The 26,807-nt window shown below is 50.2% G+C and carries 26 protein-coding genes; 15 read left to right on the top strand and 11 right to left on the bottom strand.

Annotation, left to right across the window (positions count from 1 at the left end):
- Nucleotides 1-1,224 (bottom strand): alpha/beta hydrolase-fold protein, encoded by a 1,224-nt coding sequence (locus tag ACO0LG_RS06510; protein ID WP_423024509.1) that lies wholly within the window; start codon nt 1,222-1,224, stop codon nt 1-3.
- Nucleotides 1,225-1,450: 226 nt separating this feature from the next.
- Between ACO0LG_RS06510 and ACO0LG_RS06505 the strand changes: the two genes are divergently transcribed.
- The 3 genes from ACO0LG_RS06505 to ACO0LG_RS06495 are packed head-to-tail and all read left to right on the top strand — an operon-like array spanning nt 1,451 to nt 2,764.
- Nucleotides 1,451-1,942 carry an SRPBCC family protein gene (locus ACO0LG_RS06505; protein WP_423024507.1) on the top strand — a complete coding sequence of 164 codons (492 nt, stop codon included), beginning with the start codon at nt 1,451-1,453 and terminating at the stop codon, nt 1,940-1,942.
- Nucleotides 1,939-2,400 (top strand): SRPBCC family protein, encoded by a 462-nt coding sequence (locus ACO0LG_RS06500; RefSeq protein WP_423024505.1) that lies wholly within the window; start codon nt 1,939-1,941, stop codon nt 2,398-2,400. The genes ACO0LG_RS06505 and ACO0LG_RS06500 overlap by 4 nt, the downstream gene beginning before the upstream one ends.
- Nucleotides 2,387-2,764, top strand: a complete 378-nt coding sequence (locus ACO0LG_RS06495) for an ArsR/SmtB family transcription factor (RefSeq protein WP_423024503.1) — start codon at nt 2,387-2,389, stop codon at nt 2,762-2,764. The genes ACO0LG_RS06500 and ACO0LG_RS06495 overlap by 14 nt, the downstream gene beginning before the upstream one ends.
- Nucleotides 2,765-2,978: 214 nt before the next feature.
- On the opposite strand, the gene ACO0LG_RS06490 is transcribed toward ACO0LG_RS06495, so the two are convergent.
- The 4 genes from ACO0LG_RS06490 to ACO0LG_RS06475 all read right to left on the bottom strand — a co-directional run bounded on the left by ACO0LG_RS06490 (nt 2,979) and on the right by ACO0LG_RS06475 (nt 6,074).
- The gene (locus ACO0LG_RS06490) at nt 2,979-3,716 is read right to left on the bottom strand and encodes a LytR/AlgR family response regulator transcription factor (RefSeq protein WP_423024501.1); all 738 of its coding nucleotides are present in this window, start codon (nt 3,714-3,716) and stop codon (nt 2,979-2,981) included.
- The gene (locus tag ACO0LG_RS06485) at nt 3,713-4,756 is read right to left on the bottom strand and encodes a sensor histidine kinase (RefSeq protein WP_423024499.1); all 1,044 of its coding nucleotides are present in this window, start codon (nt 4,754-4,756) and stop codon (nt 3,713-3,715) included. The genes ACO0LG_RS06490 and ACO0LG_RS06485 overlap by 4 nt, the downstream gene beginning before the upstream one ends.
- 16 nt (nt 4,757-4,772) lie before the next feature.
- Entirely contained in the window at nt 4,773-5,375 is a 603-nt protein-coding gene (locus ACO0LG_RS06480; protein WP_423024497.1) for a hypothetical protein, read from the bottom strand.
- Nucleotides 5,376-5,441: 66 nt separating this feature from the next.
- The gene (locus ACO0LG_RS06475) at nt 5,442-6,074 is read right to left on the bottom strand and encodes a hypothetical protein (protein WP_423024495.1); all 633 of its coding nucleotides are present in this window, start codon (nt 6,072-6,074) and stop codon (nt 5,442-5,444) included.
- Nucleotides 6,075-6,362: 288 nt separating this feature from the next.
- Here ACO0LG_RS06475 and ACO0LG_RS06470 point away from each other — a divergent pair, with 288 nt between their 5' ends.
- Complete coding sequence (locus ACO0LG_RS06470; protein WP_423024493.1) at nt 6,363-8,051, top strand: hypothetical protein; 1,689 nt, start codon at nt 6,363-6,365, stop codon at nt 8,049-8,051.
- A gap of 63 nt (nt 8,052-8,114) precedes the next feature.
- Here the strand turns inward: ACO0LG_RS06470 and ACO0LG_RS06465 are convergent, their stop codons facing one another.
- Nucleotides 8,115-9,443, bottom strand: coding sequence for an NAD(P)/FAD-dependent oxidoreductase (locus ACO0LG_RS06465; RefSeq protein WP_423024491.1), 1,329 nt, complete (start codon nt 9,441-9,443; stop codon nt 8,115-8,117).
- Nucleotides 9,444-9,847: 404 nt separating this feature from the next.
- Between ACO0LG_RS06465 and dusB the strand changes: the two genes are divergently transcribed.
- From dusB to ACO0LG_RS06425, 8 genes are all read left to right on the top strand, one after another.
- Complete coding sequence (gene dusB, locus ACO0LG_RS06460) at nt 9,848-10,858, top strand: tRNA dihydrouridine synthase DusB (RefSeq protein ID WP_423024489.1); 1,011 nt, start codon at nt 9,848-9,850, stop codon at nt 10,856-10,858.
- Between the two features lie 93 nt (nt 10,859-10,951).
- On the top strand, nt 10,952-11,185 hold the full coding sequence (locus ACO0LG_RS06455) for a helix-turn-helix domain-containing protein (protein WP_110258221.1): 234 nt from the start codon (nt 10,952-10,954) through the stop codon (nt 11,183-11,185).
- Nucleotides 11,186-11,232: 47 nt separating this feature from the next.
- Nucleotides 11,233-12,798, top strand: coding sequence for a bifunctional phosphoribosylaminoimidazolecarboxamide formyltransferase/IMP cyclohydrolase (gene purH, locus ACO0LG_RS06450; protein WP_423024487.1), 1,566 nt, complete (start codon nt 11,233-11,235; stop codon nt 12,796-12,798).
- Nucleotides 12,799-12,833: 35 nt separating this feature from the next.
- Nucleotides 12,834-13,169, top strand: a complete 336-nt coding sequence (locus tag ACO0LG_RS06445; RefSeq protein ID WP_423024485.1) for a GIY-YIG nuclease family protein — start codon at nt 12,834-12,836, stop codon at nt 13,167-13,169.
- Nucleotides 13,170-13,669: 500 nt separating this feature from the next.
- The gene (gene ruvC, locus ACO0LG_RS06440; RefSeq protein ID WP_422971943.1) at nt 13,670-14,212 is read left to right on the top strand and encodes a crossover junction endodeoxyribonuclease RuvC; all 543 of its coding nucleotides are present in this window, start codon (nt 13,670-13,672) and stop codon (nt 14,210-14,212) included.
- Between the two features lie 173 nt (nt 14,213-14,385).
- Nucleotides 14,386-14,967: a Holliday junction branch migration protein RuvA gene (gene ruvA / locus ACO0LG_RS06435; RefSeq protein WP_422950682.1), complete on the top strand. Its 582-nt coding sequence runs from the start codon at nt 14,386-14,388 to the stop codon at nt 14,965-14,967.
- 3 nt (nt 14,968-14,970) lie between these two features.
- On the top strand, nt 14,971-16,038 hold the full coding sequence (ruvB, locus tag ACO0LG_RS06430) for a Holliday junction branch migration DNA helicase RuvB (RefSeq protein ID WP_423024483.1): 1,068 nt from the start codon (nt 14,971-14,973) through the stop codon (nt 16,036-16,038).
- Between the two features lie 57 nt (nt 16,039-16,095).
- Complete coding sequence (locus ACO0LG_RS06425; RefSeq protein ID WP_423024481.1) at nt 16,096-16,920, top strand: 2-keto-4-pentenoate hydratase; 825 nt, start codon at nt 16,096-16,098, stop codon at nt 16,918-16,920.
- 260 nt (nt 16,921-17,180) lie between these two features.
- Here ACO0LG_RS06425 and ACO0LG_RS06420 read toward each other — a convergent pair whose 3' ends face one another.
- Both ACO0LG_RS06420 and ACO0LG_RS06415 read right to left on the bottom strand, forming a co-directional pair.
- Complete coding sequence (locus ACO0LG_RS06420; protein WP_423024479.1) at nt 17,181-18,242, bottom strand: porin; 1,062 nt, start codon at nt 18,240-18,242, stop codon at nt 17,181-17,183.
- A 380-nt stretch (nt 18,243-18,622) separates the two neighbouring features.
- Complete coding sequence (locus tag ACO0LG_RS06415) at nt 18,623-19,759, bottom strand: porin (protein WP_423024477.1); 1,137 nt, start codon at nt 19,757-19,759, stop codon at nt 18,623-18,625.
- A 334-nt stretch (nt 19,760-20,093) separates the two neighbouring features.
- Here ACO0LG_RS06415 and coq7 point away from each other — a divergent pair, with 334 nt between their 5' ends.
- Complete coding sequence (coq7, locus tag ACO0LG_RS06410) at nt 20,094-20,759, top strand: 2-polyprenyl-3-methyl-6-methoxy-1,4-benzoquinone monooxygenase (RefSeq protein ID WP_423024475.1); 666 nt, start codon at nt 20,094-20,096, stop codon at nt 20,757-20,759.
- A gap of 110 nt (nt 20,760-20,869) precedes the next feature.
- Here coq7 and ACO0LG_RS06405 read toward each other — a convergent pair whose 3' ends face one another.
- Nucleotides 20,870-23,161: a UvrD-helicase domain-containing protein gene (locus tag ACO0LG_RS06405; RefSeq protein ID WP_423024473.1), complete on the bottom strand. Its 2,292-nt coding sequence runs from the start codon at nt 23,159-23,161 to the stop codon at nt 20,870-20,872.
- 382 nt (nt 23,162-23,543) lie between these two features.
- On the opposite strand from ACO0LG_RS06405, the gene dapA reads away from it, so the two are divergent.
- Both dapA and ACO0LG_RS06395 read left to right on the top strand, forming a co-directional pair.
- On the top strand, nt 23,544-24,473 hold the full coding sequence (dapA, locus tag ACO0LG_RS06400; RefSeq protein ID WP_423025559.1) for a 4-hydroxy-tetrahydrodipicolinate synthase: 930 nt from the start codon (nt 23,544-23,546) through the stop codon (nt 24,471-24,473).
- 60 nt (nt 24,474-24,533) lie between these two features.
- Nucleotides 24,534-25,265, top strand: coding sequence for a hypothetical protein (locus tag ACO0LG_RS06395; protein ID WP_423024471.1), 732 nt, complete (start codon nt 24,534-24,536; stop codon nt 25,263-25,265).
- Between the two features lie 73 nt (nt 25,266-25,338).
- Here ACO0LG_RS06395 and thiE read toward each other — a convergent pair whose 3' ends face one another.
- Complete coding sequence (gene thiE, locus ACO0LG_RS06390; protein ID WP_423024469.1) at nt 25,339-25,971, bottom strand: thiamine phosphate synthase; 633 nt, start codon at nt 25,969-25,971, stop codon at nt 25,339-25,341.
- Nucleotides 25,968-26,786, bottom strand: a complete 819-nt coding sequence (thiD, locus tag ACO0LG_RS06385; protein ID WP_423024467.1) for a bifunctional hydroxymethylpyrimidine kinase/phosphomethylpyrimidine kinase — start codon at nt 26,784-26,786, stop codon at nt 25,968-25,970. The genes thiE and thiD overlap by 4 nt, the downstream gene beginning before the upstream one ends.
- Between the last annotated feature and the right edge of the window lie 21 nt (nt 26,787-26,807).

The following is a 26,807-nucleotide window of genomic DNA, read 5'->3' as shown; positions in this document are numbered from 1 at the left end:
TTACTTCCTTAATTTTTCCAGCTTTCCTTTAGCTTTGGAACTGACATCCAGTTTCACGGCTTGCTGATAGGCTTCTTTCGCCTTGGTCTGATCACCTGCTGCTGTGTAATAATCGCCCATACCTTCATGGGACAAGGCATTACGCGGATAATTTTCCATATTCATGTTGAGAAAATCATGGGCATTCTTCAATTTTTTTTCATGTAAAAAATACTGTCCCAAGCCGTTCATCGTTTCCAGATCAGGTAAAAGCTGATAACCCATACGCGCGCTAATTTTTTCAAACTGCTGTTTCATTTCACCTGCACCATCTATCTTCGCCTCATACAAGCGTACGAAATCGGCCAGCTTGTAAAAGTCAAACAAAAAATTCAAGCCGTCATACTCGGCCAAAATCGGAATAGAACCATGACCTTCGTCCGGGTAGTATTTCCACTTCCAGTGGAGGCCGCTTTGTGGATGTGCATCCAGTGTATCGACTAGTTTGAGTATGGAACGGATATGCCTGCTTTCCTGATCGCTGCCAGATCTGACCTGATCCATAGACACGCCTTTGGCAAGCGTATTGGCAACCGCCAGATATAGCGATTTGTTAGCGAAGCGGCCATCGCTTAGCGCGACTTCCATTTGTTTGACCAGCAAGGCATTATCCCACCACATACTGGGATCTATCGCCAGATAGGCGTCGAACAATGCACTGTGATTGATCAGATTATGTAACACGGTCAAGCCACCCAAAGAATGACCAACCAATATCCGATAGGGAGCAGCCGGATATTTTGCGTTAATGTAGGGAATCAGCTCTTTTTCCAGATAAGTAGAAAAAGCTTCGCCACCACCAGAGTTTTCATTGATCTTTTCTGGCTGGGTATACGAACCTGCCTTCGTCGGTGTCAGTTCACGCTGACGGTTATTGTGGATAACCGCAACCAAGATCATTTCGGGACAAGAGTGGCCAATACCCCGGCATTTCTTTTCCATCAAACCCATCATCGAAAGAAAATGATCACTGCCGTCCAGCAAATAGACAACCGGATAGATAGGCTTCTCCGGTCCCATAGCAGCATTCGGTTTAGGAACATATACCCAGATCTTTTTATCTTCATTCAAGGCATTTGAATGTATGGTCTCTATCGTGCCCACGATAATGTCTTCGTTTTTCTCTCCTGCATGGGCAAATCCAACCAAACTCAGCAGAAAAACAAATAGTCGAATGTTGATCATGGGATAGACAATTCAAGGTAATAGCAATGAAGGATAGTTCGCATATTTTGTATCTGCATCACGGCAAGATTGCCTAACGAACAATATCAAGTCAAGCGACTTTCCATTTTTCCTCAAGAATTAACGCATAAAATACTACGCAACCATTGGGTTGCATTTATTTAAAATCCACTCCATAATAAATATGCAGCCATTTGGTTGCGCATATTGTAAAATGGAGATACCCATGAAAAACTATCAGCAAAGCCTGAGCATCAAAGCCAGCCCTGCCGCGGTCTATACAGCCCTCACTACGATAGATGGCATGCGCGCCTGGTGGACTCAGGATTGTGAAGGTGGTACATCCATTGGTGATACGCTGAAATTTCGCTTCAGTGCGTGCTACAAGGATATGCGCATAGAGAAATTACAGCCAGACAATGAAGTAAGCTGGCTATGCACCCGCGCGTATATCGTGGCTGAATCAGTCAGCCGTACTGACGAATGGGTGGGCACCTACATCGTATTCCGTATTAGCGATGCAGGAATGGGAGGGACGCAGCTGGATCTGGAACACATCGGCTTGCTGCCCTCCCTGCAGTGTTATGCCCTTTGCCAGAATGGCTGGCAGCGCTTCCTCGCCAGCCTGCAGCAGTTTCTGGAAACTGGCACAGGCACACCGTTTGCAATGGCTAGTCAGCCGCAAACCCTATCCACGCAAAGGAGAGCAGCAGCATGAGCAATCACACAGATAGCATACAGTGCAGCATCGTCATCAATGGCAAACGTGAGCGCGTGTGGCGCGCCCTGACTGATGCAGAAGAATTTGGCGCATGGTTTGGTGTCGATCTGAACGGCCAGGTATTTGTTCCTGGCCAGCGCACATGTGGGCTGTTTACCCATCCTGGTTGTGAAGGTTTGATGTTTGATATTGTCATTCAGCATATACAACCACAAGATGCCATGTCTTTTCACTGGCACCCGTATGCGGTCGATACTGCTGTCGATTATTCTGGTGAGATACCGACGCTGGTCAGCTTTAGTTTGCAAGATGCGCCCGGCAATGCCGTCTTGCTGACTGTCGTTGAATCAGGTTTTGACAAAGTGCCAGCGCACCGCCGCCGCACCGCCTTTGAGATGAATACCGAAGGTTGGGACATACAACTGCAAAATCTGGCGAACCATGTCGGCAAGTAAAACAAACAGCAAAGCCAACGCATCCGTCTCCAGCATCGTCAGTGCAAACGACACGCCTGCTCATGTGTTCGCGGCGCTTGGTGATCCCACGCGTCTGAAGCTGGTGGCGGTGCTTTGCGCTGGTGGCGCATTTTCGATTTCCCACCTGACGCAATCCACAGCCATCAGTCGCCAGGGCGTCACCAAGCACCTGAGCGTACTGGCCAAAGCAGGTGTCGTCAGCGACATCAAAATTGGCAGAGAACGTTTATGGCAACTGCAAGCTGCGAGCATAGATGAAGCCAGGCAAACACTCGAATCCATAGGCCGCGAATGGGAAATGGCACTGGGCAGACTGAAGCGTTTTGTGGAAAAGGATGATTAGGGGACAAACAAATTTCGTGCTATTGAGTAACACCATGAATACAGGAAATACTGCATCCAAAACAAACGACATTTCCCAAAGCTTATTCCACTAAGTGCTGGGTAAGCGTAGCGAGCGGTTCAAGTTTGCGTTAAGAAGCGCAGTCGTACTCAAGTACGACGAGCATCGCAGGCTCAAAATTGAGCTGCGCAGTAGCTTAACCAGCACTTAGCAGCTACATTTGGCGAAACTGGTATTGATACGCCTGCGACACTGCCAGCCACTCATGCTCTTTCTGCAAACGCAAAGCCAGGCCTCCATCACTTCTCTGCACCGCATCTATCGCTGCCACATTGACGATATTACTGCGGGATATCTGCAAGAATTTATCTGCCTCCAGTTGCGCCACCAAGTCTTTGATCGTGGTGCGTATGTAGGCTTCGAGTTTGGCAGTGATGACTTTGGTGTATTTGGAATCTGCACGAAAACAAAGCACATCGCTGACATTGATGAAGCGTATCTGGTTGCCGACCGACGCCTGTATCCAGCGCAGTGCTTCTTGTGGCTTTTTGATTTGCAGGGCAGACAAGTCTGCCGGTTGTTGTGACAGACGCTGCCTGAGTCTTTGCACTGCCAGCGCCAGGCGGCCCAAGTCCAGGGGTTTGAGCAGGTAATCTACCGCGCCCTGATCGAAGGCATCAACGGCATAATCATTATGGGCAGTCAGAAACACGGTGTGACATGGATGCTGTGCCAGGCGTGCCACGTCTATGCCGCTCAGGCCAGGCATGCGTACATCCAGAAAAGCGATGTCGGGGCGCAGGTCGGTAATGGCTTGCATGGCCTTGATGCCGTCATCAACAGCGGCGATGATGTCCAGTTCTGGCCATAGCTGTGCCAATGCGTCTTGCAACTCATGGCGCAGAATGGCTTCATCTTCAGCGATCAGGGCTTTGGGTTTGATGATACTCATGCCAATCCACCTGTCCTGGCTGGCAGGGATAGGGTGGCGCATACACCTCCCTTGTCACCTGGCTGTAGTTGCAGCTCGGCCTGCTCGCCAAACAAGGCCGATAGGCGCTCCTGTACATTCAGCAAGCCAACACCACTACCCAGTTCATCCTGGAAACCGCGGCCATTATCGCTGACGGTGACCAGCAACTGGCCGGCTTCGCTGCTGGCACTAATGTCTATGCGAACCTCACCCGGCTGGGGCTCTATGCCATGCTTGATGGCGTTTTCTACCAGGCTCATGATGGCCAGTGGCGGGATCAGGCAGGCACGCACTTCATCTGCGGCCCACACAGAAAACTGGAAACGTGCGCCCAGACGAATCTGGAAGATTTGCAGATACGCCGCTGCCCTGTCCAGCTCTTGCCCCAAGGTGGTGGTACTGAGGCGCATGTCGGGCATGGCAGCACGCAGGTAGGCAATCAGGTGGTTCAGCATTTGTTCTGCCATGGCGGCATCCTGATGTATCAGGGCACGGGTATTGGCGAGGGTATTAAACAAAAAATGGGGTTCTATCTGGCCCTGCAGTGCCGCCAGTCTGGCTTCCAGCATTTGCCTCTCGACTTTATGCTTGCTGGCTTCCGCCGCCAGGCTGGCCTGGGTGCGATGTCTGATTTCCAGGTCTATGGCAGCAGGCAAGACGGTGGCAAAAATAAATACAAGGATAATGGCGGGCAATAACCAGCTGACATGGCCTGTGCTCATCGCTGGCCAGAATGCAGCTTCTGCCTTGAGCCCTGCGAACAATGCCAGCGCCACGGACAAGGCCAGGATAGTCCAGCGCTGGCTGGCATGTTTGAACCAAAGTATTTTTTGCGACAGACATAAGCCAGCTTGCGCCAGGGTATAGGCCAGCAGGATGGCCAGGCTATCTGCCAGCCAGGCTGAACGTCCTGGGCCAAGGCTTGCATAAACCAGTAAACCCAGCACTGCCAGCATGGGTAACAACGGCCAAGCGTTCAATGTGCCTGACTCATCCTTATCCGCATGAGTTATCGTCATGTCTGTACGCATTTTTTTATTCCGAGAAATTCAGGTTTTTTATGGCTGCGCTTGCCTGACCGATGTTGACATCGTTTGCTATAGGTCTGCGTTCAGATATGGAATTATTTGCAGGGGCTTCAGCAAAGGACAGGTCTTTCACCAACAATTTTCCTTGTTTTCTGATACCTATCCCTAACTCCAGTTTTTGCGCATTGGCGCTCACTGGTGTCTGAACCTTCACCGTTTCCCAAGCGTCCCCTTTAGCTCCGCTAGAGGAGGTGATGCGAACACCACCTTTGTCATCAGTCGTTCTGATCCAGAGTTCGTAGCGCCCCAGCTCACCAGTGTGTTGGGCGGATGCTGTTAAAACCATGATTTTTCCACGATATGCACTGGCATCGACCACTTGCGTGATGGCGGCAAAGTCATCATCCGTGCTTATCTCTTTTGCAGCAATAAAGAAAGCTGGTTGCTCTTTACTTCCTTGCGACTCATCAAGCCCACTTTCATAATGGCTAGCAATTGCGCCACTACCTGTCCAGCCTTTGGGGATACCATTTTTGACCGGTCCGGCAAAAGAAAAATTGACGGCAAACGCGACCATGAGTGCGGCGATGACGATTTTCAAGTGTTTCATGTTGGCTCCTGTATTCATATAATCTATGTGCATATCTGTATTGCGCACATGCGCAAGGTCGAAAAATTAGCCGCTAAAGTTCAGATTGCGGGGAGGATAGGTGGGTAAGCCCATGCGAAAACCTGGTAGCTCAACGGGATTACTGACAGGTACAAAAGGTTTGCGCTCCAATTTAATATCCCTGACCCATATTTTGCCTTTGGAGGCAAGTGAGATACCGATGTCAAAATGCCGGTCCTCGTCACCTGAATCTTTGGGTAAATAGCTGATGATGATAATACGCTCCCACCCTTTGCCGTCCGGTATGCTGCGTGAGTTCAACATCAGTTCCGGCACGCTGCGTTTTTCACCGGTAACAGGGTTTCGCCCTTTCAAATGGCGTAACCATATCCTGTTCTTTTCTGCCCCGACCGCTTTAGCCATCATGCTGAATTCGATCATGCCACCTTCCCATTCTGCGGCATTCACTTGCTGCATCAGGGTCACGGTTTCATTAGTCGGCGTGTCTTTGCTGGCGATGATAAGCGCGGGATGATCGGGCGTGCTTTCTGCCGGGTCTATGCCAATCTCATATTTGTCACCCAAAGGTCCCCATAATTGCCAGCCACTTGGGACACCTGACTTGACGCCATCAGCGAACGAAGTATTCATCGCAAGTGCAATCAGGCTGGCTGCGGCCAGAACTTTCCAGTGTTTCATCATCTTTACTCCATGTGGGTTGTTGATGATGTGCAATATACGGATGAACAAGTTTGGCTTCCTTCACTTTGCGATTACTGCCCCGTCACCGCCGATAAATGGCGGGAAATTTCTGATGAATGGAGCTGTTAAAAAATAGTTTTATGCATGGCTGCCAGAATGACACAAGTGAATTGACCATGGCATGGTAAATAGCGATACTGCCAGCTTTAGCTTGAAATTTTTTTGCGCATGCTGTCTGCGTGTCGTTTTTGCTGATCTGTCTCTATAAATTGAAGGAAAGTTGTAGTGCGAGCCTTCTATCAACTCGATTATGACGCACTCCCCCGTGACGTCAAAAAACAATTGGCCAGGTCGGTCAGAAGCCCGGATTATCTGGTGCATGCTGACGCCATGTCGAATCGGTCCTGGTACCTGCGGCATGCTGCCCTGATGGCCGCATGCATTTTCTTTATTTACCTGGCTGCGGCATCAAGCTTTGGAGACCCTGTCAATGATCTGGCCTGGGATAATACTGGTCTGATAGTCTGGTATGCAATACTGTTTTTTGGGGTGGTCTATGCTGGCCATGAAATATGGCAGCGCATGCAGTTGAGCGCAAAATTTCGCTTCGCCCCTGGTTGCTACCTGTTCCCACTGGCACTGGTTGATATACGCAGCAATAAGATCGCGGTACATGATCTGGCACAATTGCGCAAATTTGATGCTACCCATCATGAATCGAATGGCCGTTATCAAAAAACGATCTTCTCTTTCAATTTCAATGATGGCACGCGTAAAGACCTGGTCATCAACAACCAGAACCAGGCCGAAATTGCGCTGGGGAAATTCAATATCTATAAAACCAAGGCGAGGGATGCATTTCACGATCGCGATATCGCAAGCCTGTATGGCTTTGACCCTCTTCTGGATGTGCGGAGAAACAAGTGGCGGGAAGCACATGGCGCCGCCAGCCTGGGTAAGCGCTTTATCAATCAATTGACTCAATTCAAAGTACCGCTACTGGTGCTAGCCATCTTCATCGCTGCCTTGTTTTGGTATGGCAGGAATGCCGCAGCAGACAAGAAAATGTATTTGAATGCCAAGCACTTGCAGACGGAAGCGGCTTACCTGGGTTATCTGGCACACGGTAAATTCAAGATCGCTGAAATGCAGGCAGAATTGCCGCGCGTGGTATTCAATGAAGTGCAGAAAAAAAACTCTGTGACCATGCTGCGTCAGTTGAAACTGCGCTTCCCACAATCCGATATCTTGCCTGATGTGTCTGAAGAAATTCATGTGCTGTATGACAGCTCCATGCAAAAATTCAGGGAGCAGGCAGTTAATTCAGATACGGCCTTGATACGCTCCATGGAACAGTTGTTGAAGTTTGCCGAGGAACATGATGATCCGAATGTGGCAGTCAACTTTAATCGCCCGACAGAAAGTGATTTGAGCCAGTTGGACGCTGTTTTGAAACTCAAGGAAAAACAGATACGTGGCAAGCAGATCATACCGGCAGCAACATATTTTGCCAACAATAGTGCTACTGTCAGGGAGACACGAATTATTCAAGGTATACGCAGCGCGTTCAGTTCAATATTCCCAAATGATGTGCTGTCATTCAATGCCAGTCCTGTCGCACCCGACAACGCTCCCAGTCTGCAAATTACTTATCAGATAGAACCTTCTGGCGAGATTTTCGGCTCTGAAAAGCATGATAATGCTTTTGTTGGCATGCTGGTACGCTTCAAGGCTGCGCTCATCGTGCCGGAAATCAAAGACCGCTGGAAATTCGACCTGGAAGTAACACCACCAGATACATTCAAAGTGGAATACCAGACATCCAGCCGCGATCCTGTAAAACAAGCGCCTGAGGGCCAGGTCTATGCAGTAATGGCAGAACGGGCTTTCGATAAACTGGCATTGAAAATCAATGCGGCCTTCTTCCGGCCAGATAGTGCTGTCTATATGAAGCAATTAAAGAACGGGCTTTGATCCACGATATAGACTGGAGTGACAACCAGTCTATATCGCTGACCAGAAGAAATTTAATACAGCTTAATGCAACTTGATACGCGGATTGCGCACCCTGTCGATAGTCTCTGCCCACGTAGACAGCCAGGTATGGAACAAACCATTGACTGCCATCTGATGTTGTTTGTGCAGTGACCAGTACATCCATTTTGCCAGCGTGCCTTCGATGAATACAGAGCCGCTGGCCAGAGAACCCATGAGGCTGCCAACGGTGCTGTAATTACCCAGCGATACCAGTGAGCCATGATCTTTATAGGTAAATTCCAGCGCAGATTTGCCCTGCAGGCGGCGTACCAGGGTTTTTGCCAACGTGCTTGCCTGCTGGTGGGCAGACTGTGCGCGTGGTGGTACGTTTGGCAAACCCTCGCCTTGCGGACAGGCGCAGCAATCACCAATCGCGAAAATGGCCGGGTCTTGCGTGGTTTGTAAAGTACGCGTCACAACCAGTTGATTGATGCGGTTGACTTCCAGCCCATCCAGGTCTTTTAAAAATTCTGGCGCTTTAATGCCCGCTGCCCAGACCACGATACCGCTGGGGATAAATTTGCCACTGGCCATCTGCACACCGGCCTTGGAGACATCCACCACTTTTTCATTGGTATGCACTTCTACTGCCATGCTGCGCAATTCACGGGCAACTGAATCAGATACGCGCTCTGGCAGCATTTGCAGCAAGCGGGTACCGGCATCGACGATGACGATCTTCAAATCTTTTTCGGGATGGAAATTCACCAGCCCGTAACTGGATAAAATTTTGGTGGTCATATGCAGTTCTGCCGCCAACTCTACACCGGTGGCACCTCCACCTATGATGGTGACGGTAAAACGGCCTTCGCCCGATGTCTGCTGCTGACTTTGCGCCTGCAAACAATAATTGATGAGGCGTTGATGGAATCGCTCTGCCGCAGCAGGAGAATCAAGCATGATGCAATTTTCGCGCGCACCAGGGGTACCAAAATCATTGGTCTGGCTGCCCAATGCTATGACCAGGCTGTCGTAAGCGATGGCTTGGCGGGGTAATAGTTGGACCCCGTTTTCATCCAGCATGGGGGCAACATAAATTTCTTTCTTTTCACGAGAAAGTCCTTCCATGCGGCCAAGGCGGAATTTGAAATGGTTTGACCTTGCCAGGGCGAAGTATTCGCGCTCGTCTGCATGGCTGTCGAGGGTGCCTGCGGCAACCTGGTGCAATAGGGGTTTCCACAAATGGGTGCGGCTGGCATCAACCAGTGTAATGACAGCTTTGCCGCGCTTGCCTAATTTCTTGCCCAGGCGCACTGCCAATTCCAGCCCGCCTGCTCCACCGCCAACGATGGTAATTCTATGTACTGCCTCCTTGTTTTGCGTATTCACGAACGGCTCCCTTATATGAAAAATATATTCCTTTGCTGATCATCTTTCGCTGACTGCAGGGTTAAAAAGATGAATGGCAAAGGAATACATTTTTGTCAGGAGTAAAAATGACAAATGTATGCATGGAGTATACACAGAACTGGCAGAACCGAGAGTGAGTTGACGAACAAAGCAAAGCCAAAAACAGACATTACATGCAAATCACAGACACATTCCAAGCATAAACAAGAGTTTAGAGAGGCAAGTCTAATCTGCCATGTTGTTCACATTTTTGTGAAATTTAAACTATCAAAAAGCTAATGAATATAGATAAAAATATTCCTTACCAGCAGTAACGATTTTGCCGAATATTTAGGCAGGATTCAGGTAGAATAGCGCTTCTTCGAATTTCCCCTTCCCTGATCGTGCAAATCGGCTCTTACGTGCTGCGTAATAATATTTTTGTTGCTCCCATGGCTGGTGTGACTGACAGACCTTTTCGTCAGTTGTGCAAAGAACTGGGTGCGGGTTATGCCGTGTCTGAAATGGCGGCATCCAATCCCAAACTCTGGGAAACAGAGAAATCTACGCGCCGTACCAACCATGAAGGCGAAATGGAACCCAAGGCCGTGCAGATCGCCGGTGCTGACCCACAAATGCTGGCAGAATGCGCCAAGCATAATGTTGATAAAGGTGCGCAAATCATCGATATCAACATGGGTTGCCCTGTCAAAAAAGTCTGTAATGCCTGGTGTGGCTCAGCCTTGTTGCAGCATGAAAGCCTGGTTGGTCAGATACTGGATGCCGTGGTTGGCGCAGTCGATGTTCCGGTCACACTCAAGTTCCGTACCGGCTGGGACAGGGCAAATAAAAATGCACTGAACATTGCCCGCATGGCTGAATCGGCTGGCATACAAATGCTGACCCTGCATGGACGCACCCGCGCCGATGGCTATAAGGGTGATGCCGAATATGACACCATTGGCGCCGTCAAGGCTGCAGTCAATATCCCCGTAGTTGCCAACGGCGACATCACGACACCGGAAAAAGCCAAATATGTATTAGAGGTTACTGGTGCAGACGCCATCATGATAGGCCGGGCGGCGCAAGGCCGACCGTGGATCTTTCGCGAGATCGAGCACTTCCTTCTTACCGGACAACACTTGCCTGCCCCACTGATTTCTGAAGTTCGTGGACTCATGGATGCTCATTTGAAAGAGCACTATGCCTTCTACGGTGACTATCTTGGCGTACGAACGGCACGCAAGCACATAGGTTGGTATGTACAGGACCTGGTAGGTGGTGAAGATTTCCGGCAACAAATGAACTTACTGACCGACTGTGATGAACAACTTGCCGCCGTCAGCAGTTTTTTTGATCACATGACTGGGGAGCGGTTACAATACCGCCCCTTTGAAGAAAAACTGGCAGCATAAGACAAAGCACTTTTACAAAAACCAATTTGTCTTGCCGTCCATGAAGCATGGACTACCCGCCGCCTGGCATAACCGAACAGTGATAAAAATAGCATGAGCAAAGATAGCATTCAAGACGCCGTCCACAAAAACCTGGAAAAGTATTTCCGTGACCTGGGCGAGCAACCCGCATCCAATATTTACGACATGGTCGTGTTAGCCGTTGAAAAACCAATGCTGGAAATGGTCATGACGCGCGCATCGAGCAACCAGTCACAAGCCGCTGATATGTTGGGCATTAACCGGAATACCTTGCGCAAGAAATTGCAGCAGCACGGTTTGCTCTGATCCATCCGCGAGGCTTGACACCGATTTCCTTACTCATACCAAAAATCATGATCAAACAAGCCCTCATTTCCGTCTCCGACAAAACTGGTGTGCTCGAATTTGCAAGTGAATTGTCTGCGCTCGGTGTCAAGCTCTTGTCCACGGGTGGCACGGCCAAACTGCTGGCCGATAACGGCCTGGCTGTCACAGAAGTGGCAGACTACACCGGCTTCCCTGAGATGCTCGATGGCCGTGTCAAGACCCTGCACCCCAAGGTGCATGGCGGCATCCTGGCACGCCGTGATTTCCCTGAACATGTGGCAGCGCTGGAACAGCATGGCATCCCTACCATCGACATGGTGGTGGTCAACTTGTATCCGTTCCAGCAAACTGTCGCCAAGGGTGAATGCTCACTCGAAGATGCGATAGAAAATATCGACATCGGCGGCCCGACGATGTTGCGCTCTTCTGCCAAGAACCACAAAGACGTGACTGTCATTGTTGACCCGGCTGATTACGCAGTCGTGCTGGCAGAGATGAAGGCGAATCAAAACGTCGTCAGCTATGACACCAAGTTCACGCTGGCGAAAAAAGTATTTGCCCACACAGCCCAATACGATGGTGCCATCACCAATTACCTGAGCAGCCTGGGTGAAGACAAGGTACACACCACACGCAGTGCTTATCCGCAAACCCTGAACCTGCATTTTGAAAAAGTGCAAGAAATGCGTTACGGTGAAAATCCCCATCAGTCAGCTGCATTCTATCGCGACCTGAAATCTCTCGAAGGCTCGCTGGCGAACTACAAGCAATTGCAAGGCAAGGAACTGTCGTACAACAATATCGCCGATGCTGATGCCGCCTGGGAATGCGTGAAGTCTTTCGCAGAATCTGCCTGCGTCATCGTCAAGCATGCCAATCCTTGCGGCGTCGCCCTGGGTGCGACACCGTTTGAATCTTATAGCAAGGCTTTGCAGACTGACCCGACTTCTGCTTTTGGCGGCATCATCGCCTTCAACCGCGAACTCGATGGCAAGGCTGCTGAGATCGTGGCCAAGCAATTCGTTGAAGTATTAATCGCACCATCTTTCACTGCCGAAGCAAAACAGATTTTCGCAACAAAACAAAACGTGCGTCTGTTGGAAATTTCTATGGGCAATGGCTTCAACCTGTATGACATGAAGCGTGTTGGCGGTGGCTTGCTGGTACAGGCACCGGATGCCAAAAACGTCTTGCAGGAAGAACTGCGCGTCGTCTCAAAATTGCAGCCAACTCCACAACAAATGGCTGACATGATGTTCGCCTGGCGCGTGGCCAAGTATGTCAAATCAAACGCCATCGTCTTCTGCGGCAATGGCATGACACTGGGCGTAGGCGCTGGCCAGATGAGCCGCATAGACTCTGCCCGCATCGCCTCGATCAAGGCACAGAATGCTGGTTTGACACTGACTGGTTCTGCCGTCGCGTCTGATGCCTTCTTCCCCTTCCGTGATGGTCTGGATGTAGTGGTGGATGCAGGTGCTACTTGCGTGATCCACCCTGGTGGCTCCATGCGTGACCAGGAAGTGATTGATGCTGCGGATGAGCGTGGTGTGGTGATGGTGTATACCGGTACACGTCATTTCCGTCATTGATATGAGGTTGATGCGGTATTGATCAATTAGCGATTATGCTTAAAGCGGCTCTGTTCAACCAGAGCCGTTTTTATTCCAAGTTCATTTTCATGGCTTACGTCTATATTCTTGCCAGCGCCAGAAATGGCACTTTATATGTTAGCGTTACCAGCAATTTGATCGCGCGTGTTTATCAGCATAAGAATGACTTCGTTGACAGTTTTACGTCGAAATATAAGATTCATCAACTGGTCTGGTTTGGACAGACTGACTCCATCCTTTCTGCCATTCAACGCGAAAAGCAGATCAAGGCCTGGAAGCGGGAATGGAAGATCAGGTTGTTTGAAGAAACCAATCCTTACTGGCGGGATTTGTATTTGGATATTGTGTGAGCCGAACACAAACATGTGACTGGTTAAATCTCCCATATTTAATTGACGTCGCTCCAGTGAAGGCTGGAGCATAGCGGCGTTCGCTGTACACAAATATCATTCGCAAGTAGCAACAACCCGGGCATGCAAAGAATATTTGCGCATGCAATAAACACCTCGGCATACCGCAAACGCCACTAGATTCCTGCCTGTGCAGGAATGACGAATTTGAGAATACGGACTTATTCGACAATGCCGCATTACGACGATACAAACCGCGCTAGGTCTCAAATCAAATTAACTTCATTCCGGCGCAAGCTGGCGTTCGCCGACCAAAAATGCAATTTACAAAGCAATCACTACTCACCGCATGCCACGTACATCAATCACAAATAACAATAATCCAAAGTAATCACCCACTCACATAGCAACAAATAAAATCCAGACTGATACGCTATACTCCCCAGCAAGACCCGCTCAGCAACATCAGCATCAGCTCATAGATACCAACAAAACAATTCATGAAAATCTTAGGCATAGATCCCGGCTTGCGCACCACCGGCTTTGGCGTTATCCATAAACAGGGCAGCAAGCTGACGTATATCGCCTCAGGCACGATCAAGACCATTGATGGTACTTTGCCAGAACGTTTGAAGACCATACTGGCTGGTGTTTCAGAAATAGTACGCACTTACCAGCCTGATTGCGCGGCGATAGAAAAAGTTTTCGTCAATGTCAATCCGCAATCCACCCTGTTGCTGGGGCAAGCGCGTGGTGCAGCGATTTGTGCGCTGGTGGCGGCGGACCTGTCAGTGGCAGAATATACGGCGTTACAGGTCAAGCAAGGCGTGGTCGGCCATGGCCGTGCCAAGAAAGAGCAGGTGCAGGACATGGTGCAACGCCTGTTGGCTTTGTCCGGTTTGCCTGGCAGCGATGCTGCCGATGCGCTGGGTGTGGCGATTTGTCATGCCCATAGTGGTGATACCCTGGCAACCCTGGGGGCAATTGCGCCGGGACTGGCGAAGAAGGGCTTGCGCGTCAAGGGTGGCCGGCTGGTCGGTTAATACAGGGCTGCAAGCTCACTGAAGCTGCCTTACGCCCTGGCCAGATCATATGACTGGTCTGCATAAGCTTAATTGCAGTATCGCAATATCAATATAATTTCCCTGCGAGCCTCGTCAAACGTGCAAGAATCGTTTACTATCACTGCTTATTCATACAGTATGAAAGCAGTCTCATGATAGGTCGCATTGCAGGCACTCTGATAGAAAAGAATCCTCCGCAATTGCTGGTCGATTGCCAGGGTGTAGGCTATGAAGTCGATGTGCCTATGAGTACCTTTTATAACCTGCCGCATCTGGGTGAAAAAGTGGTCCTGCTGACGCATCTTGCGATACGCGAAGATGCCCATGTACTGTTTGGGTTTGGCACGGCAGAAGAACGTAGCACCTTCAAGCAATTGATCAAAATCAGCGGTGTTGGTGCCCGCACTGCCCTCTCTATTTTGTCTGGCATGTCGGTAGCCGATCTGGCCCAGGCGATTACCCTGCAAGAAGCGGGACGCCTGACCCGCGTGCCGGGCATAGGCAAGAAAACTGCTGAACGCTTGCTGCTGGAACTCAAAGGCAAGCTCGGTGCTGACCTTGGCAATGCCACTGCGGCACTGGCTGCAGGTGACCATAGCGCTGACATCCTGAATGCCTTGCAGGCACTTGGCTATTCCGACAAGGAAGCCTTGCTGGCAATGAAATCCGTGCCTGCTGGCAGTGGGGTTTCTGATGGCATCAAACTGGCATTGAAAGCATTGTCCAAAGGCTAAGCGATGACGATACAGACCGACAATCTTTCTTCCAACTTCAGCGAACAGCGCATTATTGCTGCTACACCCAGCTCACCCAATGAAGAAGCGATAGAACGTGCCCTGCGCCCCAAGCAACTTGATGAGTATGTTGGACAGGAAAAGATACGCGGCCAGCTGGAAATTTTTATCACGGCAGCCAGGCAGCGTAGTGAGGCGCTTGATCACACCTTGCTGTTCGGCCCCCCAGGCCTGGGTAAAACCACACTGGCGCACATCATTGCGCGCGAGATGGGTGTCAACCTGCGCCAGACGTCTGGCCCGGTGCTCGAACGTGCCGGTGACCTGGCTGCCCTGCTGACGAATCTGGAGGCCAATGATGTGCTCTTCATTGATGAGATACATCGCTTGTCGCCAGTAGTAGAAGAAATTTTGTACCCAGCGCTGGAAGATTACCAGATCGACATCATGATAGGCGAAGGGCCGGCAGCGCGTTCGGTGAAGCTGGATTTGCAACCTTTTACCCTGGTTGGTGCCACTACCCGCGCCGGCATGCTGACCAATCCGCTGCGTGACCGTTTTGGCATTGTCGCCAGGCTGGAATTTTATACACCAGAAGAATTGACCAAGATCGTGACCCGCTCAGCATCTCTGCTTGGCGCACCGATACAGGCCGATGGTGCGCGTGAAATTGCCAAGCGGGCGCGTGGTACACCACGTATCGCCAATCGCCTGCTGCGGCGTGTACGCGATTATGCCGAGGTCAAGGGCAATGGTGAAATTACCAAGGCAATTGCCGATGCGGCATTGAAAATGCTTGATGTTGATGCCGTTGGCTTTGATCTGATGGACCGAAAACTGCTGGAAGCCATACTGTTTAAATTTGGTGGCGGCCCGGTAGGACTGGACAATGTCGCAGCCGCCATCGGTGAAGAACGCGACACAATAGAAGATGTACTGGAACCCTATCTGATACAGCAGGGTTTTTTGCAACGCACGCCCAGGGGCAGGATAGCAACTCCGTCCGCCTATGAACATTTTGGCGTGACCATGCCCAGAACGGGTAATAACGGTGACTTATGGGGCAGTTGAGGTAGCTGATATTCCACCTGCTCCATAGTTGTGCTCAATCCAACCAAATTTGATGCCATGTCCTTACAAGCTGAACAACATGCTTATACCGTCCTTGAGGCAAGGGCGCGAACCCAGCATATTAACCCCCTGAGCTGGCAATTTGAACTGAGTATTAACGACGCTTATGACATCGCCAAAGCATCCGACATCATACGCGCTGCCGAAGGCGAAACATGCATCGGCCGTAAACTCGGTTTCACCAACCGCAAGCTGTGGAACAAATACGGCGAGAAAGCTGCCATCTGCGAACCGATCTGGAGCAGCCTGTTTGACAGTACGGTGCGCTATGTTGAAGACAACCACGCCTACCAAAGCCTGACAGGTGCTTTGCAACCACGCATAGAACCAGAAGTGGTATTCAAGCTGGGCAGGACGCCGGCTGCCAACGCCTGCATGGAAGAGCTGGCAGATTGCCTGGAATGGATGGCACACGGCATAGAAATCGTCGTCAGTCCCTACCCTGACTGGAAGTTTGAGGCTGCCGATGCGATAGCCGCACTGGGCCTGCACGGTACCCTGCTGATAGGCGAGCCACGTATCTTGTCGAGCGCCAGCCGCCAGCATCTGGCTGAGCTGCTGGCCAATGCCAGCGTCTCGCTGTCATGCGATGGGACCTTGCTAAGTGCTGGTTATGGCAGCAATGTATTGGACAGTCCTTTGCATGCGATCTGGCATCTGCATGGCCTGTTGCAAAAGCAGCCGCAGTTTCTACCTTTGCAGGCAGGTGAAATTATCACCACAGGTACCTGGACTGATGCTTACCCGGTACAAGCCGGGCAAACCTGGGGAACGGCATTTTCTGGTATCCCGCTACCAGGCCTGAGCGTTAGCTTTGCTTAAAAGCAGCTAAGTCTGCATATAAACCCGCAGCAATAAGACTGCATCCTCAACAATTACGAATAGCCAAAATTAAAAAGACTGACATGTAAGCCATGTCAGCCTTTTTAATTTTGCAAAAGCGCATTTGCCTTGCCTGTTCAGCACCGCCAGAATTGCAGGCAATTACCCACAAGCTAAACACACAAAGAGAAAGCACTCACCAGGAGTGCTTTCTCAATCTTGCCAACTTCTTTTTAATACTGACCTAAGTCAGCATTAAATTAGAACTTGTGACGGATACCAACGTTAACCAGACGTACATCAGCGCCGTTAGGAACTGGATGGAAAGTTGCTGAAGAATCAGCGCTACCCAGGTTGATGTTTGCGTCGTTGCTTGCACGGGAGATCGAAGTGTACAGGTTAGTACGCTTGGACAGGGAGTATGTATAACCCAAAGCCAATTGTGTACCGTTAGCAGCTTTCAACAAACTGTTTTGGTTAGTGGAACGGATGTAGCTGGCGATGATATTGCCAGAACCAACTGGTACTGTCGCACCCAGCAACCATACGCGACGATCCAGAGCAGCTGCGCCTGTGCCATCATCTTTGATGGAGGAGAAACCAGCGTGTGCTGTGACTACGTCAAAGTTGTATGTACCGGCCAGCAAGTAGCTCTTGGTTGCATTGGAACCAGTAGCGTTTTGTGCATTGCTGTATGCCAGTTCAGCAAACAGAGGACCAGCAGAGTAAGCACCAGAGAAACCGATGTAACGGCCAGCTGTTGTGTTACCAGCAACTTCACCGAAGCCATAAGCCAGAGTACCTGTGAAACCACCCAGGTTAGTTGTGTTGTAGATAGCGGAGTTGTTGATACGAACGCCACCGTGGTCGAAGTAAGCTGCAGCGCCCAGGCCGGAAGTACCACTACCTGCTGTACCGCTGGTGATACCAGTGCCGAACGGATCGAAGCTGTCAATGGCAACGAATGCTGGTGTGTATTGACGGCCGAAGTTAACCGCACCGAAATCACCAGACAAACCTACGTAAGCTTGACGACCGAATGCACGACCACCTTGAGCGGAGCTACCTGTATCAGCATTGATACCCATTTCCAATTGGAAATTTGCTTTCAGACCGCCACCCAGGTCTTCAGAACCTTTGAAGCCCAGACGGGAACCGGATTGAATACCACTATCCAGACCAATTGTGGAGCCAGCAGGATCGCCAGTGTTTTGATGTTGCAAAGCCATATCAACTACACCGTAGATAGTGACGGAAGATTGAGCTTGCGCTGTACCAGCAACAGCAGCCAAAACTGACAGAGCGATGAGTGATTTTTTCATTGATATTTCTCCAAAGGATTTCACATTGATATGAACTACATTAAGCACAGTTCGCGCAAAACAGAGCCAAAAAATTGATCGTACGAAACGCGCTAATACTTAAGAACCGACAAGACAGCTAAAAAGAAGTTAACGTATTTGACCAAAAATGGTGTCAGGCAGCCAAGCTAAATCGGCTTTTGGAGGGAATATGGAGGTGTTTTGTCTCGAATAAGCAACAAATATTGCACTAAAGGCAATAATTTTAATGCAATTTAAATAACATAGAGAATGCAGGACAAAGGCTGAAAAATTACATCATTAGCAATAAAAATGAAACAAAAACAAAATTGCAAAGGTCGCCTTGAGCGACCTTTGCAAGTAAAACCAGCTATTTACAATCAGAATGCGTGCAATACGCCTACTGCTGTACGTGTTGCAGAACTATTGCCTGCACCAATGATACCCAATGCCAGTGACACATCTTGTGCATTAACAGAACCAGCTTTTGCATATGTCAGAGAAGCATAAGCAGTTGTACGTTTGCTGAATGCATATTTACCCAGCAAGATGTACTGATCAGCTTTGCCGTCGATATCGCCAGAGCGTTTGGTGTTGTAATAAGCAGTAGTCAATGTCGTTTGATCAGACAAGAAGAAGTCTGCACCCAGGCCTATGACAGCAATCTTGCGGCCATTTGCGCTTGGCAATGCATCAATCTTCACATTGCCTTCAACTTTGTTGCTGGAGTAAGTACCACGCAACATCACAGAAGGGGCAACTTTGAACTTGGCGCCGCCAGCCCAGCCAGACAGGTTGGAGACATTGGCATTATCACGCAGTTTTGCGTATGACAGCGCTGCACCGTTCGTACCATCTGTGAAGAAGCCAGACAGACCAGCATAGTTGCTGGCACTATTGTCGCCCGCTTTTTCACCGAAGCCGTACATCAACGCACCGCCGAAGCCAGACATCAATGGAGATACATATTTGATGGAATTGTTTTGACGCAGAGCAGTACCACCCTGGTTGGTACCGAAGCCACCAAAGAATGCGCCTGCATTCAGGGCACTGAACATCACGTTAGGATTGGAACCTGCGTGTGCCAGGCTGATAGGATCCGCCAGACCGACAGAATCCACACCCAGAATATTGTTACGGCCCAGAGTGACTGTACCGAAATCGCCAGACAAACCTACCCATGCCAGACGGTCAAACAGGGATGTATTGTTACCGGCCTGATTAAATACATTACCGCCAAAACCGGCACCTGCAGTACCTGTGTCATTGGCCAGTGTGCCTTCGAGATTGAAGTTAGCTTTCAAACCGCCACCCAGGTCCTCAGAACCTTTGATACCCCAACGGGAGGTCAGTAACTGACCAGCATCCATGGAGAATTTAGAACCACCAGTTGGTGTCTGGTTGGTAGTAGCTACAACGGCTGCGTCAATGATACCGTAGATGACGACTGAAGATTGTGCGGAAGCGGTTGCTGCAAATGCGCTCAAGACTGCGAATGCCAGTATCGATTTTTTCATTGAAAGCGTCTCCAAAATTATTAATTTATGCGGCCACACCTGAAAAGCTTCGGCCATTATTTTACGAATTTAGTCTTGCCAAGACTTCGAAACCTGCTGATTAAGAAGCTAGATTCCATTGAAACAAATTAAAGGTATTAGGGCAAAGAGAATTTGCGAACGATCGTTTTTAAGCAAATTTTATGTGGCGTTATCGCAACAAGCATCTACTTTCTTATTATTACAATCTTAAGTTTTCTGTAGGTTTCCAGACTTGGTCTGATGGCGCGAATCCCTAATCCTTTCTACAATAGGCACTTTCCAGCCTGATATTGCTCACCGGCCCCATCATCACATGCTCAAAAACAATATGAATCTTCCAACAACATCCCCCAAGCTAAACCTGGATCAACTCATAGGCAAGTTTGACCGCGCCTTGCGCGTAATCAGCGGCCAGGCCTTGGCCAGGCGCGCTTATCCTGGCCAAGATTTGCCCGATGGCCATTTGTCAGAACAGGAAAAATCCCATAGCGCAGGTTTGATGCGCGTCAATCATGTCGGTGAAATTTGCGCCCAGGCCCTGTACGACTCACAGGGAGCGAATGCGCATACTAAAGATATACAGCAACAATTCCAGCTTTCTGGCATAGAAGAAGAAGACCACCTGGCCTGGACAGCAAAAAGACTGCATGAGCTGAATTCACATACCAGCTTCCTGAATCCACTGTGGTATGCGGGAGCCTATGCCTGCGGCACACTGGCCGCCAGGTTTGGCGATGCAGTCAGCCTCGGGTTTGTTGTTGAAACGGAAAAACAGGTAGAAGCACACCTGTCCAGTCACCTCAAGAAATTACCGGCAAAAGACCAGCGCTCACGCGCCGTGGTAGAACAAATGCGCGTGGATGAAATTGCCCACGGTGCAGCGGCGCAGGCTTTGGGTGCCAGCGCACTCGCCGCTCCCGTGCAGGCAGGCATGAAACTCATGGCCAAAGTCATGACGACGACGGCTTACTATATTTAAGCCCGAAAACCTTGAAAAGCAAAAAAAGGTGAAGGCTAACCTATGAACTTGAGCAACCGGGCAATTGAGCAACTAACGCGCAGCCTCTGGACTGCGCGTTAGTCTTTTACTTATATTTTTTCCAGCTTGGCGATGCTCAAGTCCAGCTCCTTCATGCCAAACTTGCCGAAATTAATTTGCGCTCTCAGGCTGCCACTGCCACCGCCGCCATTCAGATTCACAATGACACCTTCACCAAATTTTGCATGCCCCACATTTTGGCCTATGCGCCAGCTCATGCTGTCATTGCTCTTCTTAAAAGTCTGTGCGATACGGTTGGCTGCATCATCCGGCGCCTCATCCCAGGCGGATTTTTTATTGCCAAACCAGGTCGGCTGTACACGCGGGGTCAGCCACTTCAAGGACTCCTCAGGCAATTCATCAAGGAAGCGGGAACGCATGTTGTAACGGGTCTGGCCATGCAGCATGCGGGTTTGTGAAAAACTCAGGTACAGGCGCTTGCGCGCACGCGTAATCGCCACGTACATAAGACGACGTTCTTCTTCCACCCCGCTTTCTTCCTGCGCACTGTTCTCATGTGGGAACAAGCCTTCTTCGAGTCCGGTAATAAATACCGCATCAAATTCCAGCCCCTTGGCGGAATGCACGGTCATCAGCTGCATGGCGTCTTGCCCGGCCTGTGCCTGGTTATCACCCGCTTCGAGAGACGCATGTGACAAGAACGCAGACAGCGGTGACATCACCGTTGGCAAAGCTGCGTCGGCATCAATGATCTGATCGCCATTCCCGCTGTCGAGCAAGACTGCTGCGCTACTGGCTGGGCCCGCAAAGGCTGGCGCTTCTTTGTTAAAACCTTCTTCCGACACGAACAGGGTTGCAGCGCTGACGAGCTGTTCCAGGTTTTCTATTCGGTCTGCGCCTTCTTTTTCAGTTTGGTAATGCGTCAGCAGGCTGCTGACTTCCAGCACGATCTTGACCATCTCGGGCAAAGGCAGATTCTGGGTTTCAAAACGGGCACCTTCAATGAGCTTGACGAAATTTGCCAAAGAAGAACCAGCTTTGCCAGCCACATAAGGTACTGCTGCATACATGGACATATTCTGCTGCCTGGCGACATCCTGCAATTGCTCCAGCGAACGTGCACCAATACCGCGGGTAGGGAAGTTCACCACGCGCAAAAAGGCCGAATCATTATGCGGGTTATCCATCAATTGCAGATAGGCGATGGCATGCTTGATCTCGGCACGCTCGAAAAAGCGCTGGCCACCATATACACGGTAAGGGATATTCGCTGTAAACAATGCATGCTCAATCACGCGTGACTGTGCATTCGAACGGTACAGAATCGCGATCTCGCTGCGCAATGAACCTTCACGTATCAGGTTCTTGGCTTCTTCTATGATCCAGTTGGCTTCTTGTATATCACTACTGGATTCCATGATGCGCACAGGTTCACCATGACCGGCGTCGGTACGCAAATTCTTGCCCAGGCGTTTGCTATTATGTTCTATCAGTACATTGGCACTGTCGAGGATGTGTCCGTGAGAGCGGTAATTCTGCTCGAGTTTGATCAGGTTCTGCACCTGAAATTCACGCTCAAAGGCTGACATATTACCGACATTGGCACCACGGAAGGCATAGATACTTTGGTCATCGTCGCCAACGGCAAATACCGCGGCACCTTTTTTACCACCCTCGCCAGCCATCAGTTTCAACCATTTGTATTGCAGGTCATTGGTATCCTGGAACTCATCGACGAGGATATGACGGAATCTGTCCTGGTAATGCTCACGCAAAGGCTGGTTACGGCTCAGCAATTCATAAGTACGCAACAAGAGCTCAGCAAAATCAACCACCCCTTCACGCTGGCATTGCGTGTCATACAGATCATACAAGCCCACCAGCTTGCGGTTGAAATCGTCATAGGCATCGACTTGCGCAGCACGCAAACCCTGATCCTTCGCACCATTGATGAAATACATCAGGGTCTTGGGCGGAAATTTTTCATCGTCGATATTGTTAGCCTTCAGCAAACGCTTGATGAAGGATAACTGGTCGCCAGAATCAAGAATCTGGAAAGTCGATGGCAAACCGGCATCGCGGTGATGAGCGCGCAAGAGGCGGTTACACAAGCCATGGAAAGTGCCTATCCACATGCCGCGTGTATTAATCGGCAACATCACAGACAGACGCGTCAGCATTTCCTTGGCGGCCTTATTGGTAAAGGTCACTGCCAAAATACCACCGGGCGAGACCTGGCCAGTCTGTATCAGCCAGGCGATGCGGGTAGTCAGCACACGTGTCTTGCCGGAACCTGCGCCAGCCAAAATCAGGGCAGACTGTGCCGGCAGCGTCACGGCAGCAAGTTGTTCGGGATTTAAATTGTGGAGTAAATTTTGCATAGTCAGATTATACGGGACTATGCCGACTACGCTTTAAGCAGCTCCCGGACAGCGGAAATTTTCTTCCAGAATGTATCCTTGACAGACAAGCGTCCATCAGCAGATAATCATTTCAATCGCAATAGAAATTTTACTCTCATTTTCATGATGCAAATTCAAACCAAAGATCAGTTACACGCACAAGGCAGCACTGCTTTGTGTATGGTCTTTGCTAAAGCCAAGAAACAGACGCTCATCTGACCGGGGCGTGCTGTCCCGTCAGGTGAGCTGACAGGATGGCAAAAACGGTACTCTCCCCCTTTGCGTTCCATGTCAACTCCCTGCGGGTCTTTAACCGGTCCACAGGAGAACAGGTATGTCCAGCAGGAATAGCAATAGCAACATGAGCAACTCCAGTAATACTCATATTAAAACTGTCCACCAGGCAAGGCGCGACGATTTTTCTGGCATCTGGGTCGCCTTGATAACGCCATTTTGCAATGGCCCAGACGCGGCAGTGGATCTCCCCGCTCTGCAGGCACTGGCCAGCAAGTTGATCAAGGAAGGCGTCACTGGCCTGGTCGTCTGTGGTTCCACCGGTGAAGCTGCTGCCCTCAGTGAAGAAGAACAATTGCAGGTGCTGGATGCAACGCTGGCCGTGGTGCCTGCCCATCAAGTCATCATGGGCTTGAGCGGCAACCACATGGGGCAAGTCTTGCACAGGCTGGCAGCCATAGGGCAAAGACAGGTCGCTGGAGTACTGGTCACGCCACCGTATTACATACGACCATCACAGGCAGGCATATTGCATTACTTCCATGAAATTGCTGAGGCCTCTGCTGTGCCGGTACTGCTGTACAACATTCCTTACCGCACGGGAGTGAATATGGAATTACCCACTCTACAGCAATTGGCAAAACATCCAAACATCGTCGCCATCAAGGATTGCGGCGGCAATCTGCAAGCCACCATGCAACTCATCATGGATGGCGACATACAGGTGCTGACCGGGGAAGACCATCAATTGTTTTCTACCCTATGCGTGGGCGGTGCAGGCGGCATACTGGCATCAGCCCATGTGCGCCCTGATCTTTTTTTACGTCTGCAAGCACTGATCATTGCCGGTGAGCTTGCGCAGGCAAGGATAATTTTTTATCGCCTGCTGCCATTGATGCAGGCCTTGTTTGATGAGCCCAATCCTGCCCCGCTGAAAGCTGCGCTGGCAGCATCGGGGCTCATACAGGTCAATCTGCGCGCACCCATGCAAGCAGCGACTTCAGCAACGACAGAAAAGCTATTACGAACGATGGAACAACTTGAGCCCATCAAATAGAAGATTGCCCTGCCAGCACAAGCAAAGGATAATGCTGCTTCAATTATTTCACTATAAAACATGATGCGCCCGAATCGTTTGCTTGCATTGCTGACCACTAGCCTGTTTTTCCAAGGCGCACCTGCTGTTGCCATGACCATGCTCAGGTCAAATGACACCTTGATTTTATATGGCAAGGTAGAAGCAGATGACACACAACGCTTTCGCCGCAATCTGTCTGCTGGTGAAGTGCACAATGTCGTTTTGACTGAAAGCCCAGGCGGTGACCTGGGTGCTGCATATGGCATTGCCCAGCTTATCAAAGGCAGAAAAATCAATACTGCCGTTCAGGGCAATTGCTTTTCTTCTTGCGCCATCATGTTCATGGCAGGCACGGAAAGACGTATGCTTGATAGCAAGAACCTGGCTCGCACACGACTGGGTTTTCATGGACCGCACAATAAGGAAACCCGCGAAGTCAGTACCGAAGCCATCCCCAAATTGCGTGAATGGTTGTTAAAAGCCACTGAGGGAAAATTCCCGGAAGAATTACTGGATCAGGCCATGTATATCAAAAAAGCCAGCGACATGATGCTGTTCTATTATCCAGGTGCTGACAAGAAGAAGGGCAATATCCGCTTTTGCACGGAAGGCACGCTGGCCAATCCGCGCAAATGCGACACCATAGAAGGCCACGATATTATCAGCGTCGGCATCCTGACTACGGCAGAATTATTAAAGGTCGAGGAACTGGACCAGCAAACCGCTGGCGGCACAGAAAACCCTGTCACGGGAGAAAACCCCAAACAATAAATACTTGAAGTCCCGGCATGTCTTTGAGCAGTTTTTGAGCCCGTCGATAATTGAAATCCGTTGCGTAACCAAACTAAGCAAACAAGCTGGCAAATGCCCGCGCCGCCTGTTGCGGCTGCTCTGCCATATACACGCTACTGATTGCCGCCACCATGTGCGCGCCTTGTACGAGCAAGGTCTGGCAATTCTCCAGTGTCATGCCACCGATGACGACATTTGGGACATCAAATTCCCTGACCGCATCTCCAACTATGCTGGCGGGTGTCGTCACTGCATATTTCTTGATACGGGAAGGGTAGAAACCGCCAAAGGCAATATAACTCGCGTCACCCTGAATGGCGGTACGAGCCAGTTCCAGGTCACCATAGCAGGACGCACCCAGTATTTTGTCCGCGCCCAGCTTTGCCCTGGCATCGGCCACTGAGATATCGGTGCCGCCTACATGCAAACCATCCGCATCAATATCAAGACAGAGTTGCAGGTGGTCATTAATGATGAAGGGCTTGTTAAAGCGGCGGCAGAGTTCCAGCAAGGCCAATGCCTGAGTCTTGCGCAATTCATCGCTGGCAGTTTTGTGGCGGTATTGCACGACATTTGCGCCGCCCAGCAAAGCCTGTTCGGTGATTTCAAGCAGTTTCGCCGTATCGTCCCAGTCGGGGGTCACGATGTACAGGCCGCTGAGTTGATGCTTGCTCAAATTATTCATGATTTCTTTCTTGTAGTCAGAACTGGCTGGCGTGCCGGAATGAGCTGCCCCGCGGCAATCGCATACGCATGTCGCAAACTCTGCTGGGTATAGCTTTGCGCCTGTTGCAGCGCTACAGGCAAGCTGGCGCCAATTGCCAGTTGCCCAGCAATCGCCGACGCCAGGGTGCAGCCACTGCCGTGAAATTCACCGGGCAAACGCGGCCACAACCATTCTTGTGCAGTCTGCCATTGTCCATGCTGGAACCAGATATTTTTAACCTGCGCTTCTGTTGCATGCCCACCTTTGAGCAAAACATCCGCCGCATAGGTTTGCATGAGGTTTTCTACCTGTGCCTGCATATCCATAAACTGTGGTGACAGGCGTTTTAGTTCAGGCAAATTCGGTGTGATCAAGGTTGCGACTTTGAGTAAAGGTTCAATCGCCTCTACCGGGTTATCGAGAGACAGACTGTCACCATGACCGCTGCCCAATACAGTATCAACGATGACTTGCAAATCAGGCTGTTGCAGTTTCATTTTCTGGATAAAACTGGCAATCGCCGTGGCATTCTTTTTATGTGCGACGATGCCCAGCTTGACGACCTTGGCCGGCATTTTTGCCACCAGGGTCATGGCTTGCTGCAAGATGATTTGCACGTCAACGGCATGCACCGCATAGGCATGGTCATTGTCCTGTACTGTCAACGCAGTAATCACCGGCAAGGCATGCGCACCTTGCGCAGCAATGGCTTCTATATCTGCCTGTATGCCTGCACCGCCACTGGGATCATGCCCGGCAAATACCAGCACACAGGGACGCGTAATCGTTTTCATTCAACGGCCATCAAACGAATA

This window comes from Undibacterium sp. Ji42W, from assembly GCF_049340405.1.
In the GTDB taxonomy this organism is placed as follows: domain Bacteria; phylum Pseudomonadota; class Gammaproteobacteria; order Burkholderiales; family Burkholderiaceae_D; genus Undibacterium.
This window is presented reverse-complemented; position numbering and strand designations above follow the sequence as displayed.

Coding starts and splice junctions, on each gene's coding strand:
- ACO0LG_RS06510 (WP_423024509.1), bottom strand. CDS start 1,224: ATGATCAACATTCGACTATTTGTTTTTCTGCTGAGTTTGGTTGGATTT.
- ACO0LG_RS06505 (WP_423024507.1), top strand. CDS start 1,451: ATGAAAAACTATCAGCAAAGCCTGAGCATCAAAGCCAGCCCTGCCGCG.
- ACO0LG_RS06500 (WP_423024505.1), top strand. CDS start 1,939: ATGAGCAATCACACAGATAGCATACAGTGCAGCATCGTCATCAATGGC.
- ACO0LG_RS06495 (WP_423024503.1), top strand. CDS start 2,387: ATGTCGGCAAGTAAAACAAACAGCAAAGCCAACGCATCCGTCTCCAGC.
- ACO0LG_RS06490 (WP_423024501.1), bottom strand. CDS start 3,716: ATGAGTATCATCAAACCCAAAGCCCTGATCGCTGAAGATGAAGCCATT.
- ACO0LG_RS06485 (WP_423024499.1), bottom strand. CDS start 4,756: ATGACGATAACTCATGCGGATAAGGATGAGTCAGGCACATTGAACGCT.
- ACO0LG_RS06480 (WP_423024497.1), bottom strand. CDS start 5,375: ATGAAACACTTGAAAATCGTCATCGCCGCACTCATGGTCGCGTTTGCC.
- ACO0LG_RS06475 (WP_423024495.1), bottom strand. CDS start 6,074: ATGAAACACTGGAAAGTTCTGGCCGCAGCCAGCCTGATTGCACTTGCG.
- ACO0LG_RS06455 (WP_110258221.1), top strand. CDS start 10,952: ATGAGCAAAGATAGCATTCAAGACGCCGTCCACAAAAACCTGGAAAAG.
- purH (WP_423024487.1), top strand. CDS start 11,233: ATGATCAAACAAGCCCTCATTTCCGTCTCCGACAAAACTGGTGTGCTC.
- ACO0LG_RS06445 (WP_423024485.1), top strand. CDS start 12,834: ATGCTTAAAGCGGCTCTGTTCAACCAGAGCCGTTTTTATTCCAAGTTC.
- ruvC (WP_422971943.1), top strand. CDS start 13,670: ATGAAAATCTTAGGCATAGATCCCGGCTTGCGCACCACCGGCTTTGGC.
- ruvA (WP_422950682.1), top strand. CDS start 14,386: ATGATAGGTCGCATTGCAGGCACTCTGATAGAAAAGAATCCTCCGCAA.
- ruvB (WP_423024483.1), top strand. CDS start 14,971: ATGACGATACAGACCGACAATCTTTCTTCCAACTTCAGCGAACAGCGC.
- ACO0LG_RS06425 (WP_423024481.1), top strand. CDS start 16,096: ATGTCCTTACAAGCTGAACAACATGCTTATACCGTCCTTGAGGCAAGG.
- ACO0LG_RS06420 (WP_423024479.1), bottom strand. CDS start 18,242: ATGAAAAAATCACTCATCGCTCTGTCAGTTTTGGCTGCTGTTGCTGGT.
- ACO0LG_RS06415 (WP_423024477.1), bottom strand. CDS start 19,759: ATGAAAAAATCGATACTGGCATTCGCAGTCTTGAGCGCATTTGCAGCA.
- coq7 (WP_423024475.1), top strand. CDS start 20,094: ATGCTCAAAAACAATATGAATCTTCCAACAACATCCCCCAAGCTAAAC.
- ACO0LG_RS06405 (WP_423024473.1), bottom strand. CDS start 23,161: ATGCAAAATTTACTCCACAATTTAAATCCCGAACAACTTGCTGCCGTG.
- dapA (WP_423025559.1), top strand. CDS start 23,544: ATGAGCAACTCCAGTAATACTCATATTAAAACTGTCCACCAGGCAAGG.
- ACO0LG_RS06395 (WP_423024471.1), top strand. CDS start 24,534: ATGATGCGCCCGAATCGTTTGCTTGCATTGCTGACCACTAGCCTGTTT.
- thiE (WP_423024469.1), bottom strand. CDS start 25,971: ATGAATAATTTGAGCAAGCATCAACTCAGCGGCCTGTACATCGTGACC.
- thiD (WP_423024467.1), bottom strand. CDS start 26,786: ATGAAAACGATTACGCGTCCCTGTGTGCTGGTATTTGCCGGGCATGAT.